Genomic DNA, 15,395 nt, shown 5'->3' with positions numbered 1-15,395 from the left:
GCAGTCAGGCTTTTTTCGCGATCAGTTCGCGAACCGCCTCGACCATGTCGCCGACGTTCTTGAGGTTGCTCCAGGCGTCGACCGTGTTCATCTCGATCTCGATGCCGTACTTCTCCTCGAGATCGAAGATGATCTCGGTCAATTCCAGCGAATGGATCCCCAGCGTGTTGAGATCCGTGCTCGGCGTGATTTCTTCGCCGCCGGGTTCGGCATGCGCTTTGATCTTTTCGATGATTTCGGTCGTCAGCTGGTCAGCCATTCGGTTCCTTCCCCTGTCGTTTTCCGACGCCAACTGATCAGCGCCCCTGTGTCCCCGGATTCACAAACGTCGTCGCCCCTTACCTCGCCAGGAATCCGCGTGACCGCTCCAAGGTGGCTCCCTCTATAGAAACCGAAACGATGTCAAGCAACAAGCTATATATCGACAAAGCCAGTGGAGTGCTTAACGTTGGCGCCGTGGACATGATCGACGATATCCTGATTTCTTTGCCTGCCGCGCAACGTGTTGCCGGGCGAGGCAGGCTTTTCTGCGGCAAGGGCGGCGGCAGGACCCGCCTTCAACGTCTCTATCAGGATGGATCGGCGAAGATTCGCATGCCGGCGGTGCAAGGCGACCCGCTCGAGGCCGTACTGATCAACACGGCCGGTGGGCTGACGGGCGGCGACCGGCTGGGCTGGGAGATCGAGGTCGGCGAGGGCGCCTCGGCATCCATCACCACCCAGGCCTGCGAGAAGATTTACCGCGCCGCATCCGACCGGGCCGAGACGAAGGTCAGCCTCACGGTTGGCGACGGCGGCCGCATTGCCTGGCTGCCGCAGGAAACCATCGTTTTCAACCGCGCGGCCTTCGCCCGCGCGCTGGATGTCGAACTGGCGGCCGGCGCCGAGGCGCTGCTCTTGGAGGCGACGCTGTTCGGCCGGCTTGCGATGGGTGAACGGACGATCCTGGGCACTTTCCATGACCGCTGGCGGGTCCGCCAGGGTGGCAGGCTCATCCACGCCGAGGACTTTCGCATCGGCCCGGATATCGCAGCCGGTCTCCAGCGCCAGGCCGTGGCCGGCGGCGCGCTTGCAATTGCAACGATGCTTCTCGTCTCCCCGGGTGCGGAGACCCTGCTGGAGCCCGCCCGCGCGATCATCGGTGATCAGGGCGGCGCCAGTTTCTGGAGCGTCGGGCAATCTGGCAAGCTTCTTGCGAGGCTCATCGCCGGCGACGGCTACCAGCTCCGCAAGCGGCTGGTTCCGCTCGTCGATCTGCTCAACGGACGGGCTGGCCTGCCCAAATTATGGTCACTTTGACTTTCGAATATTTTGATCTTGAATACCGAGAAGACGCATGAATCTGACGCCGCGTGAAAAGGACAAGCTGCTGATCGCCATGGCGGCGATCGTGGCGCGCAAGCGGCTGGAACGCGGCGTCAAGCTCAACCACCCCGAGGCGATCGCGCTGATCACCGATTTCGTCGTCGAGGGCGCCCGCGACGGCCGCTCGGTGGCCGAGCTGATGGAGGCCGGCGCCCATGTCGTCACGCGCGCCCAGGTCATGGACGGCATTGCCGAGATGATCCACGACGTCCAGGTCGAGGCGACATTCCCCGACGGCACCAAGCTGGTGACCGTGCACGAACCGATCCGGTGAGGAGGATCCGATGCTGGAACTCAGACCCAATTGCGAATGCTGCGACAAGGATCTGCCGCCGGAGGCACCGGATGCGCTGATCTGCACCTTCGAATGCACCTTCTGCGCCGATTGTGCGCAAAATGTTTTCGGCGGCGTCTGCCCGAACTGCGGCGGCAATTTCGCGCCGCGGCCGATCCGGCCGGCGGCAAAGCTGGCAAAATATCCGGCCTCGACGAGGCGCGTGCTCAAGGCCGAGGGCTGCGGCCCACGCAAGGCTGCCTGACTCGGCAATTTGAAGAGGACCCGCCCATGATTTCCGCTTCGACGAAACGCACCGCGCTTGCCGCGATCCTTTTCCTGGCGGCGGCGCTGCCGGCTTACGCCCATGTCGGCGTCGGCACGACCTCGTCCTTCACGGCGGGCTTCATGCACCCGCTGTCGGGCCTCGACCATATGACCGTCATGATCGCGGTCGGCCTGTGGGCAGCGATGAAAGGCGGCAAGGCGGTGTGGGCATGGCCGCTCGCCTTCGTTGGCGTCATGGTGGCGGGCGCAGCACTCGGCATGCTCCAGGTGCCGGTGCCCTTCGTCGAGCCTGGTATCCTCGCTTCGGTCGTGGCCCTCGGGTTGCTGGTGGCGCTGGCGGTCGACCTGCCGGTCTCGGGGGGTATGGCCATCATCGGCCTGTTCGCCCTGTTCCACGGCCATGCGCATGGCACCGAAGTGCCGGAGAATGCCGGCGGCCTCGAATATATGGCGGGTTTCGCCGTAGCGACGGCGCTTCTTCATGGCATCGGCATCGCGGCCGCGGTCGGTCTTGGGCTCCGCTTCCGCGCCTTGACCCGTCTTGCCGGCGCCGCCTGCGCAGCGGTAGGCGCGGGCCTTGCCTTCGGCATGCTGTGAGGCCGCGATGATCCCCGGCGAAGTCATCACCGCAAAGGGCGACATCAAGTTGAACAAGGGGCTGCCGACGGTGACGCTCAAGGTCGCCAACAGCGGCGACCGTCCGATCCAGGTCGGCAGCCACTATCATTTCTTCGAGACCAATGAGGGGCTGAAATTCGACCGCGAACGCGCCCGCGGCATGCGGCTCGACATCGCCGCCGGCACGGCCATGCGCTTCGAGCCGGGCCAGGAACGTGACGTCACACTGGTGCCGCTCGGCGGCAAGCGCGAGGTCTATGGATTTCAACAGAAGGTGATGGGCAAGCTGTGAGGCGTGGCGGCGCGCTCAAATCACTTCGGCGGCTTGGCGGCCGCGTAGATGACGACCTTCCCCGGATTGTCGAACTCGACGGCAAGCACGTCCTCGGCCTGCACGCGCCGCGAATCGATGGCATTGAAGAGCAGAGCGTTCGCTTCGATCTCCTGCCGCAGCTCCGCGACGTCTTCCTGATGCTGCTTCACCTTGTTCTCGATCGCAGGCGGCGGCCCGCCTTCGCTGCGCGCGGCATCCGTCAGGAAAACGATATCGACGCTATCCAGCTTGGTCGTCTTGCGCACGGTGCCGATATTGTCGCGCGTGCGGTCGATGGCGGTGGTGACCTTCCCGGCGTCCGTCTTCGACAGCGCCTCCTCCTGCCGGACGTCGGAATCGACGATCGTCGCGCCCGGCTTGGTGCTGTCCAGTGGCGGCTTGCCGTCCGCAGGCTGCGCGGGAAACGCTGGAGCGGCGGCCACGAGAAGCATGGCCGCGACAAGGGCTGGAAATCCTGTTCCGGGGCACGGGGCGTTCGCCATCGCTCGCTCCTGGTTGAACTTGTGGCGGGGCGAAAAAGGCGAAACGAGTCTCGTCGGCGGGAGGTTCCGTTCGCGATGATGCTGACGGGCCTGCGACCGGCCCGCCAGCATCGGTCGTCAGCTCGCCTTCTTGATGATCAGCGTCAGCGCGCCATTGGGCTGCAGGCTGGCGGCGATCACCTGCGCCGAGCTCATCCCCTTGGCTTCGAGCGCGGACTTCACCTTGGGTGTCGCGTCGATCGATTTGCGCAATGTCTGCAGGCCGGCGTCGCCGCGTTGCGCCACGATCTGGTTGACCTGCGTCTGCGTGTCCTTTGGCAGTTCCGTAATATCGACAATGCTGACGCTCTCGATCGTCGGCGCCTTGGGCGCGGCGGGAGCAGGTGCCGCCGGCGCCGGGCTCGGCTGCGGCGCTGGCTGCTGCTGGGCGCCGGCCGCACCCGCCATCATCAAGCTGGCGGCGGCCGCGAAAAGTATCGTCGTTCGCATGGATATTCCTTCCCTCGGTTTGGAAAACGCTCGTTTTGGGCTGACTCGGTCACCTCAACCGCCAAATGGGCTCGCAAGGTGTCGTCGAGCGGGTCATTGCGTGACCATTGGATGGCGACAATGTGCGCTCCGCGCCCAATCAACATCTATCTCAGCAACCTCGCTTTCGGGAGCAATCGCTGATGGCAAGAATTTCCCGTGCCGCCTATGCGCAGATGTACGGCCCCACGGTCGGCGACAAGGTGCGGCTTGCCGACACCGAGCTCCTCATCGAGGTCGAAAAGGATTTCACCGTCCATGGCGAGGAAGTGAAATTCGGCGGCGGCAAGGTCATCCGCGACGGCATGGGCCAGAGCCAGGTATCTAGGGCGGGCGGTGCCGTCGACACCGTCATCACCAACGCGCTGGTCGTCGACGCGATCGCCGGGATCGTCAAGGCCGATATCGGCCTGAAGGACGGTCGCATCGCCGCAGTCGGCAAGGCAGGCAATCCGGACACGCAGGATGGCGTCACCATCATCATCGGTCCGGGCACCGAGATCATCGCCGGCGAGGGCAAGATCCTGACGGCCGGCGGCTTCGACGCGCATATCCACTTCATCTGTCCGCAGCAGATCGAGGAAGCGCTGATGAGCGGCATCACCACCATGCTCGGCGGCGGCACCGGTCCGGCCCACGGTACCCTGGCCACCACCTGCACACCCGGGCCCTGGCACATGGCGCGCATGATCCAGTCCTTCGACGCCTTCCCGATGAATATCGGGCTGTCGGGCAAGGGCAATGCGTCGCGGCCGGCGGCGCTGGAGGAAATGGTGCTCGCCGGCGCCTGTTCGCTGAAGCTGCATGAGGATTGGGGCACGACGCCGGCCGCCATCGACTGCTGCCTGTCGGTCGCCGACGACTATGACGTGCAGGTGATGATCCACACCGACACGCTGAACGAGTCAGGGTTTGTCGAGAACACGGTTGCCGCGATCAAGGGCCGCACCATCCACGCCTTCCACACCGAGGGCGCCGGCGGCGGCCATGCGCCCGACATCATCAAGGTCTGCGGCCTGCCCAATGTCATCCCGTCCTCGACCAATCCGACAAGGCCCTACACGGTCAACACGCTGGCCGAGCATCTCGACATGCTGATGGTCTGCCATCATCTATCGCCGTCGATCCCCGAGGACATCGCCTTCGCCGAAAGCCGCATCCGCAAGGAAACCATCGCGGCCGAAGACATATTGCACGACATCGGCGCCTTCTCGATCATCTCCTCCGACAGCCAGGCCATGGGCCGTGTCGGCGAGGTGGCGATCCGCTGCTGGCAGACGGCCGACAAGATGAAGCGCCAGCGCGGTTCGCTGCCTGAGGAGACCGGCGGCAACGACAATTTCCGGGTTCGCCGCTACATCGCCAAATACACCATCAATCCGGCCATCGCGCATGGCCTGTCGCAGGAGATCGGCTCCGTGACGGCCGGGAAACGCGCTGATCTCGTGCTGTGGAACCCGGCCTTCTTCGGCGTCAAGCCGGAGATGGTGCTGGTCGGCGGCACAATCGCCGCCGCCCCGATGGGCGATCCCAACGCATCGATCCCGACGCCGCAGCCGATGCACTACCGGCCGATGTTCGGCGCCTATGGCAAGGCGCTGACCAACTCCTCGGTCACCTTCGTCTCCAAGGCGGCTTTTGATGCCGGCCTCCAAGGCAGCTTGGGAGTTGGAAAAGCCATGGTCGCGGTGGAAAACACGCGCGGCGGCATCGGCAAGCATTCCATGGTGCTTAACGACGCCACGCCGCATGTCGAGGTCGACCCGGAAACGTATGAGGTGCGTGCGGACGGCGAGCTCTTGACTTGCGAGCCGGCGACGGTGCTGCCGATGGCGCAGCGGTATTTTCTGTTTTAGCGCTACCGCAGTCATTCATCCTGCGGCTCTTCGACCCCATCGCCTGATCGCCATTGGGCTGATGGCTTGGATGGTCTAGGGTCCAGGAAAAAGCAGGATTCCAACCATGTACAAGGCCGTCGGATCACGAGGTTCCCGGGTCAGCCGCGTTCTCTGGATGCTCGAGGAGCTCGGGGAGCCCTATGAGTTCGTCGAGGTCAAGCTGCGCTCGCCGGAGGCCTTTGCGCTCAACCCGTCCGGCAAGGTGCCGATCCTGATCGATGGCGAGCTGACAATCACCGATTCGGCGGCGATCTGCGTCTATCTGGCGGACAAGCATGCCGATAAGGGAATGGGCGCCAATCCCGGCCTCGCCGGCCGCGCCGAGATGGATTCCTGGATGCATTTCGCTCAGAGCGAGTTCGAAGCGCCGCTGTGGAATAAGCTGCGCCACCGCTTCATCCTGCCCAAGGAGCTGCGCGTCGATGTCGGCCCTGCCGCTGCCCATGATTTCGCTTCGGAAGTGAAGGCGCTGGACCGCCGGCTCGACGACAAGCCCTTCGCGCTCGGCGGCCGCTTTTCCGCCGTCGATATCCTGCTCGGCGATATGGGCGGCTGGGCGCGCGCCGGCCGGTTCCCGATCGACTCCGATCGCGTCAACGCCTATTTCGATCGCGTGCTGTCGCGACCCGCCCGCGCGCGGGCGCAAGCCAATGCATCGGCCCGAAAATCGGAATCGATTTCCGGAAAGCACGATGCATAGATTCAAAATATTAGAGCGTCCTTTGCGCGTCCAAGAGGACGCGCGGCGCTCTAATGGCGGAGCCATGAAATGAAGCTCAACATCAACACCGATTTCACCAAATTTCCGCGCGCCGTCTCGGTGCTCCCGGCCGGCGAGGGCGGAGCGGCGACACCTTTCGACAAGGCCATCTTGCCGCATGACGAGCGGCACCTGCGCCGCCGCGCCATCGAAACCGCCGGCGGCGACAGGGTATTGGTCGATCTGCCCGAGCCGGTGGCGCTGAACAATGGCGACCGGCTGGTGCTTGAGGACGGCCGCCAGCTCGAGATTGTCGCGGCGCCGGAGGAGGTCTACGACATCCGCGCCCGCGACGCCGTGCATCTCACCGAGCTCGCCTGGCATATCGGCAACCGCCATCTCGCCGCAAGTATCGGGGCGGACCGCATCCTCATCCTGCGCGACCATGTCATCAAGGCGATGCTGGAAGGGCTCGGCGCCACGGTCAGCGAGGTGCTGGAACCGTTCAGTCCGGTGCGCGGCGCGTATTCCGGACATGGCCACGACCAAAGCCCTGCGCATGATCATCACGGCCACGACCATCACGATCATGATCACGCGCATGGCCATCATGACCATGGCCACCACCACCACCATGACTGAGCAATTATCCGGTACCGCACTGCTGCGGCTGATGGCCTGGCTGTCGCCGTCCTTTCCGGTCGGCGGCTTCTCCTACAGTCATGGCCTCGAACGCGCCGTGCATGACGGACTTGTCGCCGATCGCCGGGATCTCGCCGAGTGGCTGGAGACGCTGGTCGAGATGGGCTCGGGCTGGAACGATGCGGTACTGTTTGCCGAAAGCTGGCGGCGCGCCCGTGACGGCGGCGATCTCACGGAGGTTGCCGCGCTTGCCGACGCGCTTGCCGGATCGCAGGAGCGTCACATGGAAACCATGCTCCAGGGCGCCGCCTTCCAAAAAGCCGCCTCTGCCTGGCCCTGTCCCGCACTCGAGCGCCTGCCTCCGGATTGCCCCTATTGCGTCGCCGTCGGCGCGATCGCCGGTAGCCATGGCATCGGCTTGGCGGAAGCGCTGCCGGTCTTCCTGCAGGCCTTCTTCTCCAACCTCGTGCAGGCCGCTATCCGGCTCGGCGTTGTAGGACAGGTAGATGCCACCGCTTTGTTAGCCGGCTTCGAACCTCTGGCGCTGGCGACAGCTGCTCGCGCCGCGGAGTCCACGCTCGATGATCTCGGCGGCTCGGCCTTCACATCCGACATTGCGGCGATGAGGCACGAAACCCAATATTCGCGTCTGTTTCGATCATGATCATTCTTGCCTTCGTCCTCTCCCTCATCCTGTTGCTGATCACCACGCTGCACGTTTATTGGGGCATAGGCGGCATCTGGCCGGGAAAGGACGCGAAATCCTGTGCCCGCGCTGTCGTCGGCTTTCGCGGCGTCGATGAGATGCCCTCGCCCGTCGCGAGCTTTGCCGTCGCCGCGTGCCTGTCGCTCGCGACGCTATGGCCGCTGGCACTTGAAGGCGTCTTCGCCTCGCCCTTTCCCAGGGAGGGCCTTGCCGCCACGGCGCTGCTCTTTGGCATCGTTTTCTTCGGCCGAGGCATCGCCGGCTTCACGCCCTGGTGGCGCGGGCTGACGCCGGAGCAGCCTTTCGCCCGGCTCGACCAGCGCCTCTACTCGCCGCTCTGCCTGTTGATCGGGCTGGGCCTCGCAATCCTCGCCATCACGGAGTTTCCGGCATGACCCAAGCCAATGGTCCCCTGCGCATCGGCATCGGCGGCCCCGTCGGTTCCGGAAAGACGACGCTCACCGAAAAGCTCTGCAAGGCGCTGCGCGACCGGTTCTCGATCGCCGTCGTCACCAACGACATCTATACCAAGGAAGACGCCATGATGCTGGCGCGCCTGCAGGCGCTGCCGGAGGAGCGCATCGTCGGCGTGGAGACCGGCGGCTGTCCGCACACGGCCATTCGCGAGGACGCCTCGATCAACCTGCGGGCGATCGCCGAGTTGAACCGCAAATTCCCCGACCTCGACATCGTCTTCATCGAATCCGGTGGCGACAATCTCGCTGCCACCTTCTCGCCGGACCTTGCCGATCTGACGCTGTATGTCATTTCGGTCTGCCAGGGCGAGGAGATCCCGCGCAAGGGCGGTCCGGCCATCACCCGCTCCGACTTCCTCGTCATCAACAAGAGCGATCTGGCGCCCTATGTGAACGTCAACCTGGACGTCATGGAGACGGACGCCGCCCGCATGCGCGGCAAGCGGCCTTTCGGCTTCACCGATCTGTCGCGCGGCAAGGGCCTGCAGGAGGTGATCGACTTCATCGTCGAGCAGGGCGGGCTGCAATCGGCACGGCCCGCCGCCTGACCCATCAGTTTGCGGTTGCTGGCAGCCGCCATGCGCGGCATGCTCGGCCAAAACCGGAGGATTTTCTATGAGCCTTGCCCGTCTGCAGAAGGAAACGCTGACCAACCTGCCTTACTACGAGGAGCGGGTCGATCTCGCCGCCGCCTTCCGCTGGACGGCGCGGCTCAACATGCATGAGGCGGTCGCCAACCATTTTTCGTTGTCGGTCAACGAGGACGGCACGAAATTCCTGATGAACCCGAACCAGGTGCATTTCTCGCGCATCAAGGCGAGCGATCTGCTTTTGATCGACGCCAACGATCCCGAGACGCTCTCCGGCCCGAACGCGCCCGACCCTACGGCCTGGGGCCTGCACGGCGCCATCCATCGCAACGTGCCGCATGCGCGCTGCGCCATGCATGTGCATTCGATCCACGCCACGGTGCTTGCCTCGCTGGCCGACTCCACCCTGCCGCCGATCGACCAGAACTCGGCCATGTTCTTCAACCGTCATGTCGTAGACCCTCATTATGGCGGGCTGGCCTTCGAAGAGGAGGGCGAGCGCTGCTCGAAACTGCTCGTCGATCCCAAGGTCAAGGTGATGGTCATGGGCAATCACGGCGTGATGGTCATCGGGGATTCGGTCGCCGACACCTTCAATCGCATGTTCTATTTCGAGCGTGCCGCCGAGACTTACATCAAGGCGCTGTGGACCGGCCGGCCGCTGCGCACGCTCTCCGACGAGATCGCGGAAAAGACGGCGAGCGAGATGGACGACTATCCCGGCCAGGCCGAGCGCCACCTTGCCGAGCTGAAGGCAATCCTCGACGAGGAAGAGCCGGTTTATCGGAATTAATCTTCCTTCTCCCCGTTCTACGGGGAGAGGGTGCCCGAAGGGCGGATGAGGGGCGGCGCCGATCTCTGAAAGCTTGCTCAGAGCGGTTCAGCGTTTCGTGGAATCGCAATTCCGGACGGAAAATCGTTACATACTTTTCCTGGAATTGCTCAAAGTCCCAACTGCGCCCGCAGCTCGTCCGCGCTGTTGATGACGATTGCGCCGGGCGGTCCTTCCATCGGTGCTTCCGGCCAGAAAATCGTCTTCATGCCCGCAGCCAGGCCGGCCATCGCGCCGGTACGGCTGTCGTCGACCGCGACCGCGTCGGCCGGATCTACACCAGCGAGATAGGCCGCGCGCAGGAAGGGTTCCGCATGCGGCTTGCCTTGCCGCACGTCGTTTCGGCTCACCGTGTGCATGCCGGGATAGACGAGACCGACCGCGCCGAGATTGGCGTCGACGATCAGCCGGTCGGAATTGGACACCACCGCCTGCTCGACCCCCAGCGCGCGCAATTTATTGAACACCTCGATCGCGCCGGGCCGCGGCTTAAGCGTCTCGGCCATCGGCAGGTAGTGGTCGTATTTGCGCACGATCCAGTCATCGAAGTGCAGGTCGAGACCGAACTGGTCGCGCAGCATTTCGTAGACCGGCCATGCCGCGACGCCCAGCACCCGTTCGTGCAGGTCGGTCGGCGGCGCGATGCCGACGCTGCGCAACGCGGCCACAAGGGCCGCCTCGTGCAGCGGCTCGCTGTCGACCAGCGTGCCGTCCATGTCCCAGAAAACCGCTTTCGGCGTCATGCAAGGCTCCTTTCGCCGATCCCCTTAATGGGTTTCCGGTCCGAGATAAACCGCTCTCCCGGCAAATGGTTGAGGCGAGCGCGAATGGGTCGGTCCTTGGTCGGCAACGGCGCAAGCAATTGCTCTTTCAATTGACAATTGCGCAGAGCTGCTTTCGCTGTAATCTAGACGACCCGCTATTGTCGGGTTTGGGGAGGCAGGAAGTGAACGCGCGACAGGAAACCGGCAGCACCAGGTTGGACGACGCCGCGCGGGCCGGCTGGCTCTATTATGTTGCCGGCAATACCCAGGATCAGATCGCCGCCAAACTCGGCATTTCCAGGCAGACGGCGCAGCGGCTCGTCTCGCTGGCGATGTCGGAAGGGCTGATCAAGGTCCGCGTCGATCATCCGATCGCCAATTGCCTCGATCTTGCCGCGCGGCTGAAGTCGCGTTTCGCGCTCGATCTCGTCGAGGTGGTGCCGAGCGATCCGACTTCGTCCTCGACGACGATCGGCGTCGCCGAGGCGGCGGCGGCCGAGATCGAGCGCCGGCTGAGCTCCGCCGCGCCCATCGTCATGGCCATCGGCACCGGGCGCACGCTGAAGGCGGCAATCGAGCTGTTGCCGCCGATGGAGTGCCCGCAGCACAAGGTGGTGTCCTTGACCGGCAACATCTCGCCCGACGGCTCGGCCGCCCTCTACAACGTCATCTTCACCATGGCCGACCGGGTCAAGGCGCGCTCCTTCCCGATGCCGCTGCCGGTCATCGCCTCCTCGCCGGAAGAGCGCGACATGCTGCTCAGCCAGCCGATGATCCAGCCGACGCTGGCGCTTGCCGCGGAGGCCGACGTCACCTTCGTTGGCATCGGCGATCTCGGCCCGAAGGCGCCGCTCTATGAGGACGGCTTCATCTCGGAAGTGGAATTGAAGGCGCTGCAGAAAGCTGGCGGCGTCGCCGAGATCGTCGGCTGGGTGTTCGACCGCGAAGGCCGCATGATCGAAGGTATCACCAATGATCGGGTGTCCTCGGCCGCCTTGCCGTCACGCGAGAAGTCCCTGGTCATCGCGCTTGCCATGGGCGAGCGCAAGCTGCCGGGCATCCTCGCCGCCGTGAATCGGCGCTTGGTCAATGGCCTTATCACCGACGAACGGACAGCCACCGCCCTGCTTGACGGCACGTGACCAGGGGCTCGGGTTCAAAACAACAATGCTCGAGAATGGGCCTGTCGATAAAAAGACGGCCTGCTATTTGTAGCGTCCATGCGGATCGTTACCGTCGAGGAAACCCATGTCCCGCTGCAGGTGCTCCGACAGTTCTCGGACATCGACATAGCCGCGCCTGCGGCTGGCGAACCACGAGAATTCCCGCGCCAGCAGCGAAATCCATCCATGTATCGGGGTCGAATCGAGTTTTTCCTGCATCGGGGTCATGATCGTCAGCCTTCGCTATGCTTGAACTGGAGTGATCGTCGACCCCAGATATCGGGCTGATCGGCAGGTGCTTCCAATCAAACGTCGATCATGACCCATAAGGAGGCCTTATGCCCGATCTGAGCTCCCGGCAGAATGTCCAGCTCCCGCCTCTGCAAGCGATTCGGGTGTTCGAGGCCGTGGCCAGACACCTCTCCTTCACCAAGGCCGCCGAGGAGCTCGGCATGACCCAGGCCGCCGCGAGCTATCAGATCAAGCTTCTGGAGGAGCGCATCGGCGCGCCGCTGTTCCTGCGTCGTCCACGGCAGATCGAGCTGACCGAACCCGGCCAGCGCCTTGCGCCGGCTGTCAGCGAGGCCTTCGCGCTGCTGGGCGGCGCCTATGCGGCCGCCCGAGCCGGCGCCGACGGCGTGCTTTGCGTTTCCACCCTGCTCACCTTCGCTTCGAACTGGCTGGCGCAGCATCTAGGTTCCTTCCAGGTCGCGCACCCCTCGCTCGCCGTTCGTGTCGACACCTCGAACCTTGTCGTCGATTTCGCCCGCGAGGATGTCGACATCGCCATCCGCTCCGGCGGCGGCAAATGGCCGGGCGTGGAAACGCATATGCTGTTCAGGGCCGACTTCACCCCGGTGCTCAGCCCCAGGCTTGCGGCGAGCATCGGCGGCGTCAAGGAGCCGGCCGACCTGCTCAAGCTCCCCATCCTCGATCCCGGCGACATCTGGTGGCAGGAATGGTTCGCGCTCGCCGGCCTGCCTGCGGAGGAACTCGCCAGCCGTCCCGGCACCAGCATGGGCGCGCAGGCCTATGAGGCCAATGCCGCGATGGCCGGGCAAGGTGTTGCCATCGTCACCAGGGCCCTGTTCAAGAACGAGCTTGCCGACGGCCGGCTGATCCAGCCCTTCGACCTGGTCGGAGACGACGGCCACGCCTACTGGCTGGTCTATCCCACGGCCCGGCGCAACGTGCCGAAGATCCGCGCCTTCCGCGATTGGATTCTCGCCGAGATCGCCTGCCGGTAGCACGACACCGCAACCTGCCGCCTCCGCTGTGCATCGCGCAAACGGGCGCGGGCATCGATTTGTGCTGCGCTGCAGCATCGATTCCGGCTTGACATAATTCACACTTAGTGAGTAATTGCCCGCAGCCAAGGCAAATGCTCATCTTGGTTTTAGGGAGGAATTGATGAAACTTCGCACGCTCACCCTGGGCCTGTTGTCGGCCAGCGCCCTTGCTTTCGCCGCGCATGCCGAATCCATCACCATCGCCACCGTCAACAATGGCGACATGGTCCGCATGCAGAAGCTGACGGACGACTTCACGAAGGCCAATCCCGACATCCAGCTCAACTGGGTCACCCTCGAAGAAAACGTCCTGCGCGAGCGCGTCACCACCGACATCGCCACCAAGGGTGGCCAGTACGACGTCTTGACCATCGGCACCTACGAGGTTCCGATCTGGGCCAAGCAGAGCTGGTTGCTGCCGCTCGAAAAGCTCGGCGACGACTACGACGTCAAGGACATCATCCCGGCCATTGCCGGCGGCCTTTCGGTCGACGGCAAGCTCTATGCCGCGCCCTTCTACGGCGAGAGCTCCTTCGTAATGTACCGCAAGGACCTGATGGAAAAGGCCGGGCTCAAAATGCCCGACGCGCCGACCTGGGACTTCATCAAGGAGGCCGCCGACAAGATGACCGATCGCGCCAATGGCGTGAACGGCATCTGCCTGCGCGGCAAGGCCGGCTGGGGCGAGAACATGGCCTTCCTGACCGCCATGTCGAACTCCTTCGGCGCCCGCTGGTTCGACGAGAACTGGAAGCCGCAATTCGACCAGCCGGAATGGAAGAACACGCTGCAGTTCTATGTCGACCTGATGAAGGCAGACGGTCCTGAGGGCGCGTCCTCCAACGGCTTCAACGAGAATCTTGCGCTGTTCCAGCAGGGCAAGTGCGGCATGTGGATCGACGCCACCGTCGCCGCGTCCTTCGTCTCCGACCCGAAGGCCTCGCAGGTCGCCGACAAGGTCGGCTATGCGCTGGCGCCCGATAAGGGTCTCGGCAAGCGCGGCAACTGGCTGTGGGCATGGTCTCTCGCCATTCCCGCCGGCACCAAGAAGGCGGACGCTGCCGAGAAGTTCGTCTCCTGGGCGACCTCGAAGCACTACCTCGAACTGGTGGCTGCGAAGGAAGGCTGGGCCAACGTTCCGCCCGGAACCCGTACCTCGCTCTACAACAATCCGGAGTACCAGAAGGCAGCGCCCTTCGCGAAGATGACGCTGGACTCCATCAATGCCGCCGACCCGACGCATCCGACCGTCAAGCCCGTGCCCTATGTAGGCGTGCAGTTCGTAGCCATCCCGGAATTCCAGGGCCTCGGCACCACCGTCGGCCAGCTCTTCTCCGCCGCGCTTGCCGGCCAGTCGAGCGTCGATGACGCGCTGAAGCAGGCCCAGGACGCGGCGACCGCCGCGATGACCGAAGGCGGCTACCTCAAGTAAGGCTCCTCCCGGTGCCGAACGCCGGTAGCGGATCATGACCGGCATTGGCCGCCCGAAACCCAGTTCGGGCGGCCACCTTTGCAATCAGGAATTCTGGCAGAACTCTAAAATCCGGCTGACCTTGGGAGGGTGACCGTCATGGCTACTCAGCAAACCCGTTCGCTTGCCCGCTTCATGATGGCGCCGTCGGTGATCCTGCTGTTCGTCTGGATGATCGTGCCGCTGGTCTTTACGCTGTGGTTCTCGTTCCTCCAGTACAACCCGCTCAATCCGATCCGCGATGGGTTCGTCTGGTTCGCCAATTACAAGCTCTTCTACTCCAACCCCGCCTTCCTGCAGTCGATTCTCAACACATTGACCATAGTCGTCAGCGTGCTGGTCATCACCGTGATCGGCGGCATCCTTTTGGCGCTGCTCCTCGACCAGCCGATCTGGGGTCAGGGCTTCGTGCGCATTCTGGTCATCTCGCCGTTCTTCGTCATGCCGCCGGTGGCCGCACTTGTCTGGAAGAACATGATCATGCACCCGCAATACGGCGTCTTTGCCGATATTGCCCGCTTCTTCGGCGCCAATCCCATCGACTGGTTCGGTCAGCACCCGCTGACCGCGGTCATCCTGATCGTCGCCTGGCAATGGCTGCCCTTCGCGACGCTGATCCTGCTCACCTCGCTGCAATCGCTTGACGGTGAGCAGAAGGAGGCGGCCGAGATGGATGGCGCCGGCTTCCTCAGCCGCTTCTGGTATCTGACGCTGCCGCACATGTCGCGCGCCATCACCGTCGTTATCCTGATCCAGACGATCTTCCTGCTCTCGGTCTATGCCGAGATCCTGGTCACCACCAATGGCGGTCCTGGCTACGCCTCCACCAACCTGCCCTTCCTCGTCTACCAGAAGGCGCTCTTGGAATTCAAAATCGGCCAGGCGTCCGCAGGCGGCGTCATCGCGGTCATTCTCGCCAACATCGTCGCCTTCTTCGTCATGCGCGCCGTCGGCAAGAACCTGGACAAGTGAGGG

Annotated in this window: 21 protein-coding genes; 16 read left to right on the top strand and 5 right to left on the bottom strand. The window is 64.0% G+C overall.

Annotation, left to right across the window (positions count from 1 at the left end):
* Positions 1 to 4 precede the first annotated feature (4 nt).
* A complete protein-coding gene (locus CK220_RS05175) occupies positions 5 to 259 on the bottom strand; it encodes an acyl carrier protein (RefSeq protein WP_040975089.1) in 255 nt (84 codons plus the stop codon).
* A 197-nt stretch (positions 260 to 456) separates the two neighbouring features.
* On the opposite strand from CK220_RS05175, the gene CK220_RS05170 reads away from it, so the two are divergent.
* The 5 genes from CK220_RS05170 to CK220_RS05150 are packed head-to-tail and all read left to right on the top strand — an operon-like array spanning position 457 to position 2,837.
* Complete coding sequence (locus CK220_RS05170) at positions 457 to 1,299, top strand: urease accessory protein UreD (protein WP_176479004.1); 843 nt, start codon at positions 457 to 459, stop codon at positions 1,297 to 1,299.
* A 37-nt stretch (positions 1,300 to 1,336) separates the two neighbouring features.
* Positions 1,337 to 1,639 (top strand): urease subunit gamma, encoded by a 303-nt coding sequence (locus CK220_RS05165; protein ID WP_059188709.1) that lies wholly within the window; start codon positions 1,337 to 1,339, stop codon positions 1,637 to 1,639.
* Positions 1,640 to 1,649: 10 nt separating this feature from the next.
* Entirely contained in the window at positions 1,650 to 1,904 is a 255-nt protein-coding gene (locus CK220_RS05160) for a DUF1272 domain-containing protein (RefSeq protein ID WP_095810503.1), read from the top strand.
* A gap of 26 nt (positions 1,905 to 1,930) precedes the next feature.
* Positions 1,931 to 2,524: a HupE/UreJ family protein gene (locus tag CK220_RS05155; RefSeq protein ID WP_095810502.1), complete on the top strand. Its 594-nt coding sequence runs from the start codon at positions 1,931 to 1,933 to the stop codon at positions 2,522 to 2,524.
* Positions 2,525 to 2,531: 7 nt separating this feature from the next.
* Positions 2,532 to 2,837 (top strand): urease subunit beta, encoded by a 306-nt coding sequence (locus CK220_RS05150; RefSeq protein WP_095810501.1) that lies wholly within the window; start codon positions 2,532 to 2,534, stop codon positions 2,835 to 2,837.
* Between the two features lie 20 nt (positions 2,838 to 2,857).
* Here the strand turns inward: CK220_RS05150 and CK220_RS05145 are convergent, their stop codons facing one another.
* Together CK220_RS05145 and CK220_RS05140 are read right to left on the bottom strand one after the other, a co-directional pair.
* Positions 2,858 to 3,361: a hypothetical protein gene (locus CK220_RS05145; RefSeq protein ID WP_095810500.1), complete on the bottom strand. Its 504-nt coding sequence runs from the start codon at positions 3,359 to 3,361 to the stop codon at positions 2,858 to 2,860.
* A gap of 117 nt (positions 3,362 to 3,478) precedes the next feature.
* A complete protein-coding gene (locus CK220_RS05140; protein ID WP_095810499.1) occupies positions 3,479 to 3,850 on the bottom strand; it encodes a hypothetical protein in 372 nt (123 codons plus the stop codon).
* Positions 3,851 to 4,029: 179 nt separating this feature from the next.
* Here CK220_RS05140 and ureC point away from each other — a divergent pair, with 179 nt between their 5' ends.
* The 7 genes from ureC (at position 4,030) to CK220_RS05105 (ending at position 9,694) form a co-directional block, all read left to right on the top strand.
* The gene (gene ureC, locus CK220_RS05135; protein WP_176479003.1) at positions 4,030 to 5,745 is read left to right on the top strand and encodes an urease subunit alpha; all 1,716 of its coding nucleotides are present in this window, start codon (positions 4,030 to 4,032) and stop codon (positions 5,743 to 5,745) included.
* A gap of 106 nt (positions 5,746 to 5,851) precedes the next feature.
* Positions 5,852 to 6,487 carry a glutathione S-transferase family protein gene (locus tag CK220_RS05130; protein WP_095810497.1) on the top strand — a complete coding sequence of 212 codons (636 nt, stop codon included), beginning with the start codon at positions 5,852 to 5,854 and terminating at the stop codon, positions 6,485 to 6,487.
* Between the two features lie 69 nt (positions 6,488 to 6,556).
* Positions 6,557 to 7,129, top strand: coding sequence for an urease accessory protein UreE (locus CK220_RS05125; RefSeq protein WP_095810496.1), 573 nt, complete (start codon positions 6,557 to 6,559; stop codon positions 7,127 to 7,129).
* Positions 7,122 to 7,793: an urease accessory protein UreF gene (locus tag CK220_RS05120; protein ID WP_176479002.1), complete on the top strand. Its 672-nt coding sequence runs from the start codon at positions 7,122 to 7,124 to the stop codon at positions 7,791 to 7,793. Before CK220_RS05125 ends, CK220_RS05120 begins: the two co-directional genes overlap by 8 nt.
* A complete protein-coding gene (locus tag CK220_RS05115; protein ID WP_095810495.1) occupies positions 7,790 to 8,230 on the top strand; it encodes a DUF3995 domain-containing protein in 441 nt (146 codons plus the stop codon). The genes CK220_RS05120 and CK220_RS05115 overlap by 4 nt, the downstream gene beginning before the upstream one ends.
* Positions 8,227 to 8,859, top strand: a complete 633-nt coding sequence (gene ureG / locus CK220_RS05110; RefSeq protein WP_095810494.1) for an urease accessory protein UreG — start codon at positions 8,227 to 8,229, stop codon at positions 8,857 to 8,859. The genes CK220_RS05115 and ureG overlap by 4 nt, the downstream gene beginning before the upstream one ends.
* Positions 8,860 to 8,926: 67 nt before the next feature.
* On the top strand, positions 8,927 to 9,694 hold the full coding sequence (locus CK220_RS05105; RefSeq protein ID WP_095810493.1) for a class II aldolase and adducin N-terminal domain-containing protein: 768 nt from the start codon (positions 8,927 to 8,929) through the stop codon (positions 9,692 to 9,694).
* A 149-nt stretch (positions 9,695 to 9,843) separates the two neighbouring features.
* Here the strand turns inward: CK220_RS05105 and CK220_RS05100 are convergent, their stop codons facing one another.
* Positions 9,844 to 10,476 (bottom strand): HAD family phosphatase, encoded by a 633-nt coding sequence (locus tag CK220_RS05100; RefSeq protein ID WP_095810492.1) that lies wholly within the window; start codon positions 10,474 to 10,476, stop codon positions 9,844 to 9,846.
* Between the two features lie 203 nt (positions 10,477 to 10,679).
* Here CK220_RS05100 and CK220_RS05095 point away from each other — a divergent pair, with 203 nt between their 5' ends.
* Positions 10,680 to 11,639, top strand: coding sequence for a sugar-binding transcriptional regulator (locus tag CK220_RS05095; RefSeq protein WP_095810491.1), 960 nt, complete (start codon positions 10,680 to 10,682; stop codon positions 11,637 to 11,639).
* Positions 11,640 to 11,702: 63 nt separating this feature from the next.
* On the opposite strand, the gene CK220_RS05090 is transcribed toward CK220_RS05095, so the two are convergent.
* The gene (locus CK220_RS05090; RefSeq protein ID WP_095782167.1) at positions 11,703 to 11,888 is read right to left on the bottom strand and encodes a hypothetical protein; all 186 of its coding nucleotides are present in this window, start codon (positions 11,886 to 11,888) and stop codon (positions 11,703 to 11,705) included.
* 110 nt (positions 11,889 to 11,998) lie between these two features.
* Between CK220_RS05090 and gcvA the strand changes: the two genes are divergently transcribed.
* The 3 genes from gcvA (at position 11,999) to CK220_RS05075 (ending at position 15,392) form a co-directional block, all read left to right on the top strand.
* Positions 11,999 to 12,907 (top strand): transcriptional regulator GcvA, encoded by a 909-nt coding sequence (gcvA, locus tag CK220_RS05085; protein WP_095810490.1) that lies wholly within the window; start codon positions 11,999 to 12,001, stop codon positions 12,905 to 12,907.
* A gap of 163 nt (positions 12,908 to 13,070) precedes the next feature.
* Complete coding sequence (locus CK220_RS05080; RefSeq protein ID WP_095810489.1) at positions 13,071 to 14,381, top strand: sugar ABC transporter substrate-binding protein; 1,311 nt, start codon at positions 13,071 to 13,073, stop codon at positions 14,379 to 14,381.
* Positions 14,382 to 14,519: 138 nt separating this feature from the next.
* Positions 14,520 to 15,392, top strand: coding sequence for a sugar ABC transporter permease (locus tag CK220_RS05075; protein ID WP_095810730.1), 873 nt, complete (start codon positions 14,520 to 14,522; stop codon positions 15,390 to 15,392).
* The last annotated feature ends 3 nt before the right edge of the window (positions 15,393 to 15,395 follow it).

The sequence above is a fragment of the Mesorhizobium sp. WSM3860 genome, assembly GCF_002294995.1.
Classification (GTDB): Bacteria; Pseudomonadota; Alphaproteobacteria; order Rhizobiales; family Rhizobiaceae; genus Mesorhizobium.
This window is presented reverse-complemented; position numbering and strand designations above follow the sequence as displayed.

What these genes read in the sequence shown, in the direction of transcription:
- CK220_RS05175 (WP_040975089.1), bottom strand. Translation starts at nt 259, where the DNA reads ATGGCTGACCAGCTGACGACCGAAATCATCGAAAAGATCAAAGCGCAT.
- CK220_RS05165 (WP_059188709.1), top strand. Translation starts at nt 1,337, where the DNA reads ATGAATCTGACGCCGCGTGAAAAGGACAAGCTGCTGATCGCCATGGCG.
- CK220_RS05160 (WP_095810503.1), top strand. Translation starts at nt 1,650, where the DNA reads ATGCTGGAACTCAGACCCAATTGCGAATGCTGCGACAAGGATCTGCCG.
- CK220_RS05155 (WP_095810502.1), top strand. Translation starts at nt 1,931, where the DNA reads ATGATTTCCGCTTCGACGAAACGCACCGCGCTTGCCGCGATCCTTTTC.
- CK220_RS05150 (WP_095810501.1), top strand. Translation starts at nt 2,532, where the DNA reads ATGATCCCCGGCGAAGTCATCACCGCAAAGGGCGACATCAAGTTGAAC.
- CK220_RS05145 (WP_095810500.1), bottom strand. Translation starts at nt 3,361, where the DNA reads ATGGCGAACGCCCCGTGCCCCGGAACAGGATTTCCAGCCCTTGTCGCG.
- CK220_RS05140 (WP_095810499.1), bottom strand. Translation starts at nt 3,850, where the DNA reads ATGCGAACGACGATACTTTTCGCGGCCGCCGCCAGCTTGATGATGGCG.
- CK220_RS05130 (WP_095810497.1), top strand. Translation starts at nt 5,852, where the DNA reads ATGTACAAGGCCGTCGGATCACGAGGTTCCCGGGTCAGCCGCGTTCTC.
- CK220_RS05125 (WP_095810496.1), top strand. Translation starts at nt 6,557, where the DNA reads ATGAAGCTCAACATCAACACCGATTTCACCAAATTTCCGCGCGCCGTC.
- CK220_RS05120 (WP_176479002.1), top strand. Translation starts at nt 7,122, where the DNA reads ATGACTGAGCAATTATCCGGTACCGCACTGCTGCGGCTGATGGCCTGG.
- CK220_RS05115 (WP_095810495.1), top strand. Translation starts at nt 7,790, where the DNA reads ATGATCATTCTTGCCTTCGTCCTCTCCCTCATCCTGTTGCTGATCACC.
- ureG (WP_095810494.1), top strand. Translation starts at nt 8,227, where the DNA reads ATGACCCAAGCCAATGGTCCCCTGCGCATCGGCATCGGCGGCCCCGTC.
- CK220_RS05105 (WP_095810493.1), top strand. Translation starts at nt 8,927, where the DNA reads ATGAGCCTTGCCCGTCTGCAGAAGGAAACGCTGACCAACCTGCCTTAC.
- CK220_RS05100 (WP_095810492.1), bottom strand. Translation starts at nt 10,476, where the DNA reads ATGACGCCGAAAGCGGTTTTCTGGGACATGGACGGCACGCTGGTCGAC.
- CK220_RS05090 (WP_095782167.1), bottom strand. Translation starts at nt 11,888, where the DNA reads ATGACCCCGATGCAGGAAAAACTCGATTCGACCCCGATACATGGATGG.
- gcvA (WP_095810490.1), top strand. Translation starts at nt 11,999, where the DNA reads ATGCCCGATCTGAGCTCCCGGCAGAATGTCCAGCTCCCGCCTCTGCAA.
- CK220_RS05080 (WP_095810489.1), top strand. Translation starts at nt 13,071, where the DNA reads ATGAAACTTCGCACGCTCACCCTGGGCCTGTTGTCGGCCAGCGCCCTT.
- CK220_RS05075 (WP_095810730.1), top strand. Translation starts at nt 14,520, where the DNA reads ATGGCTACTCAGCAAACCCGTTCGCTTGCCCGCTTCATGATGGCGCCG.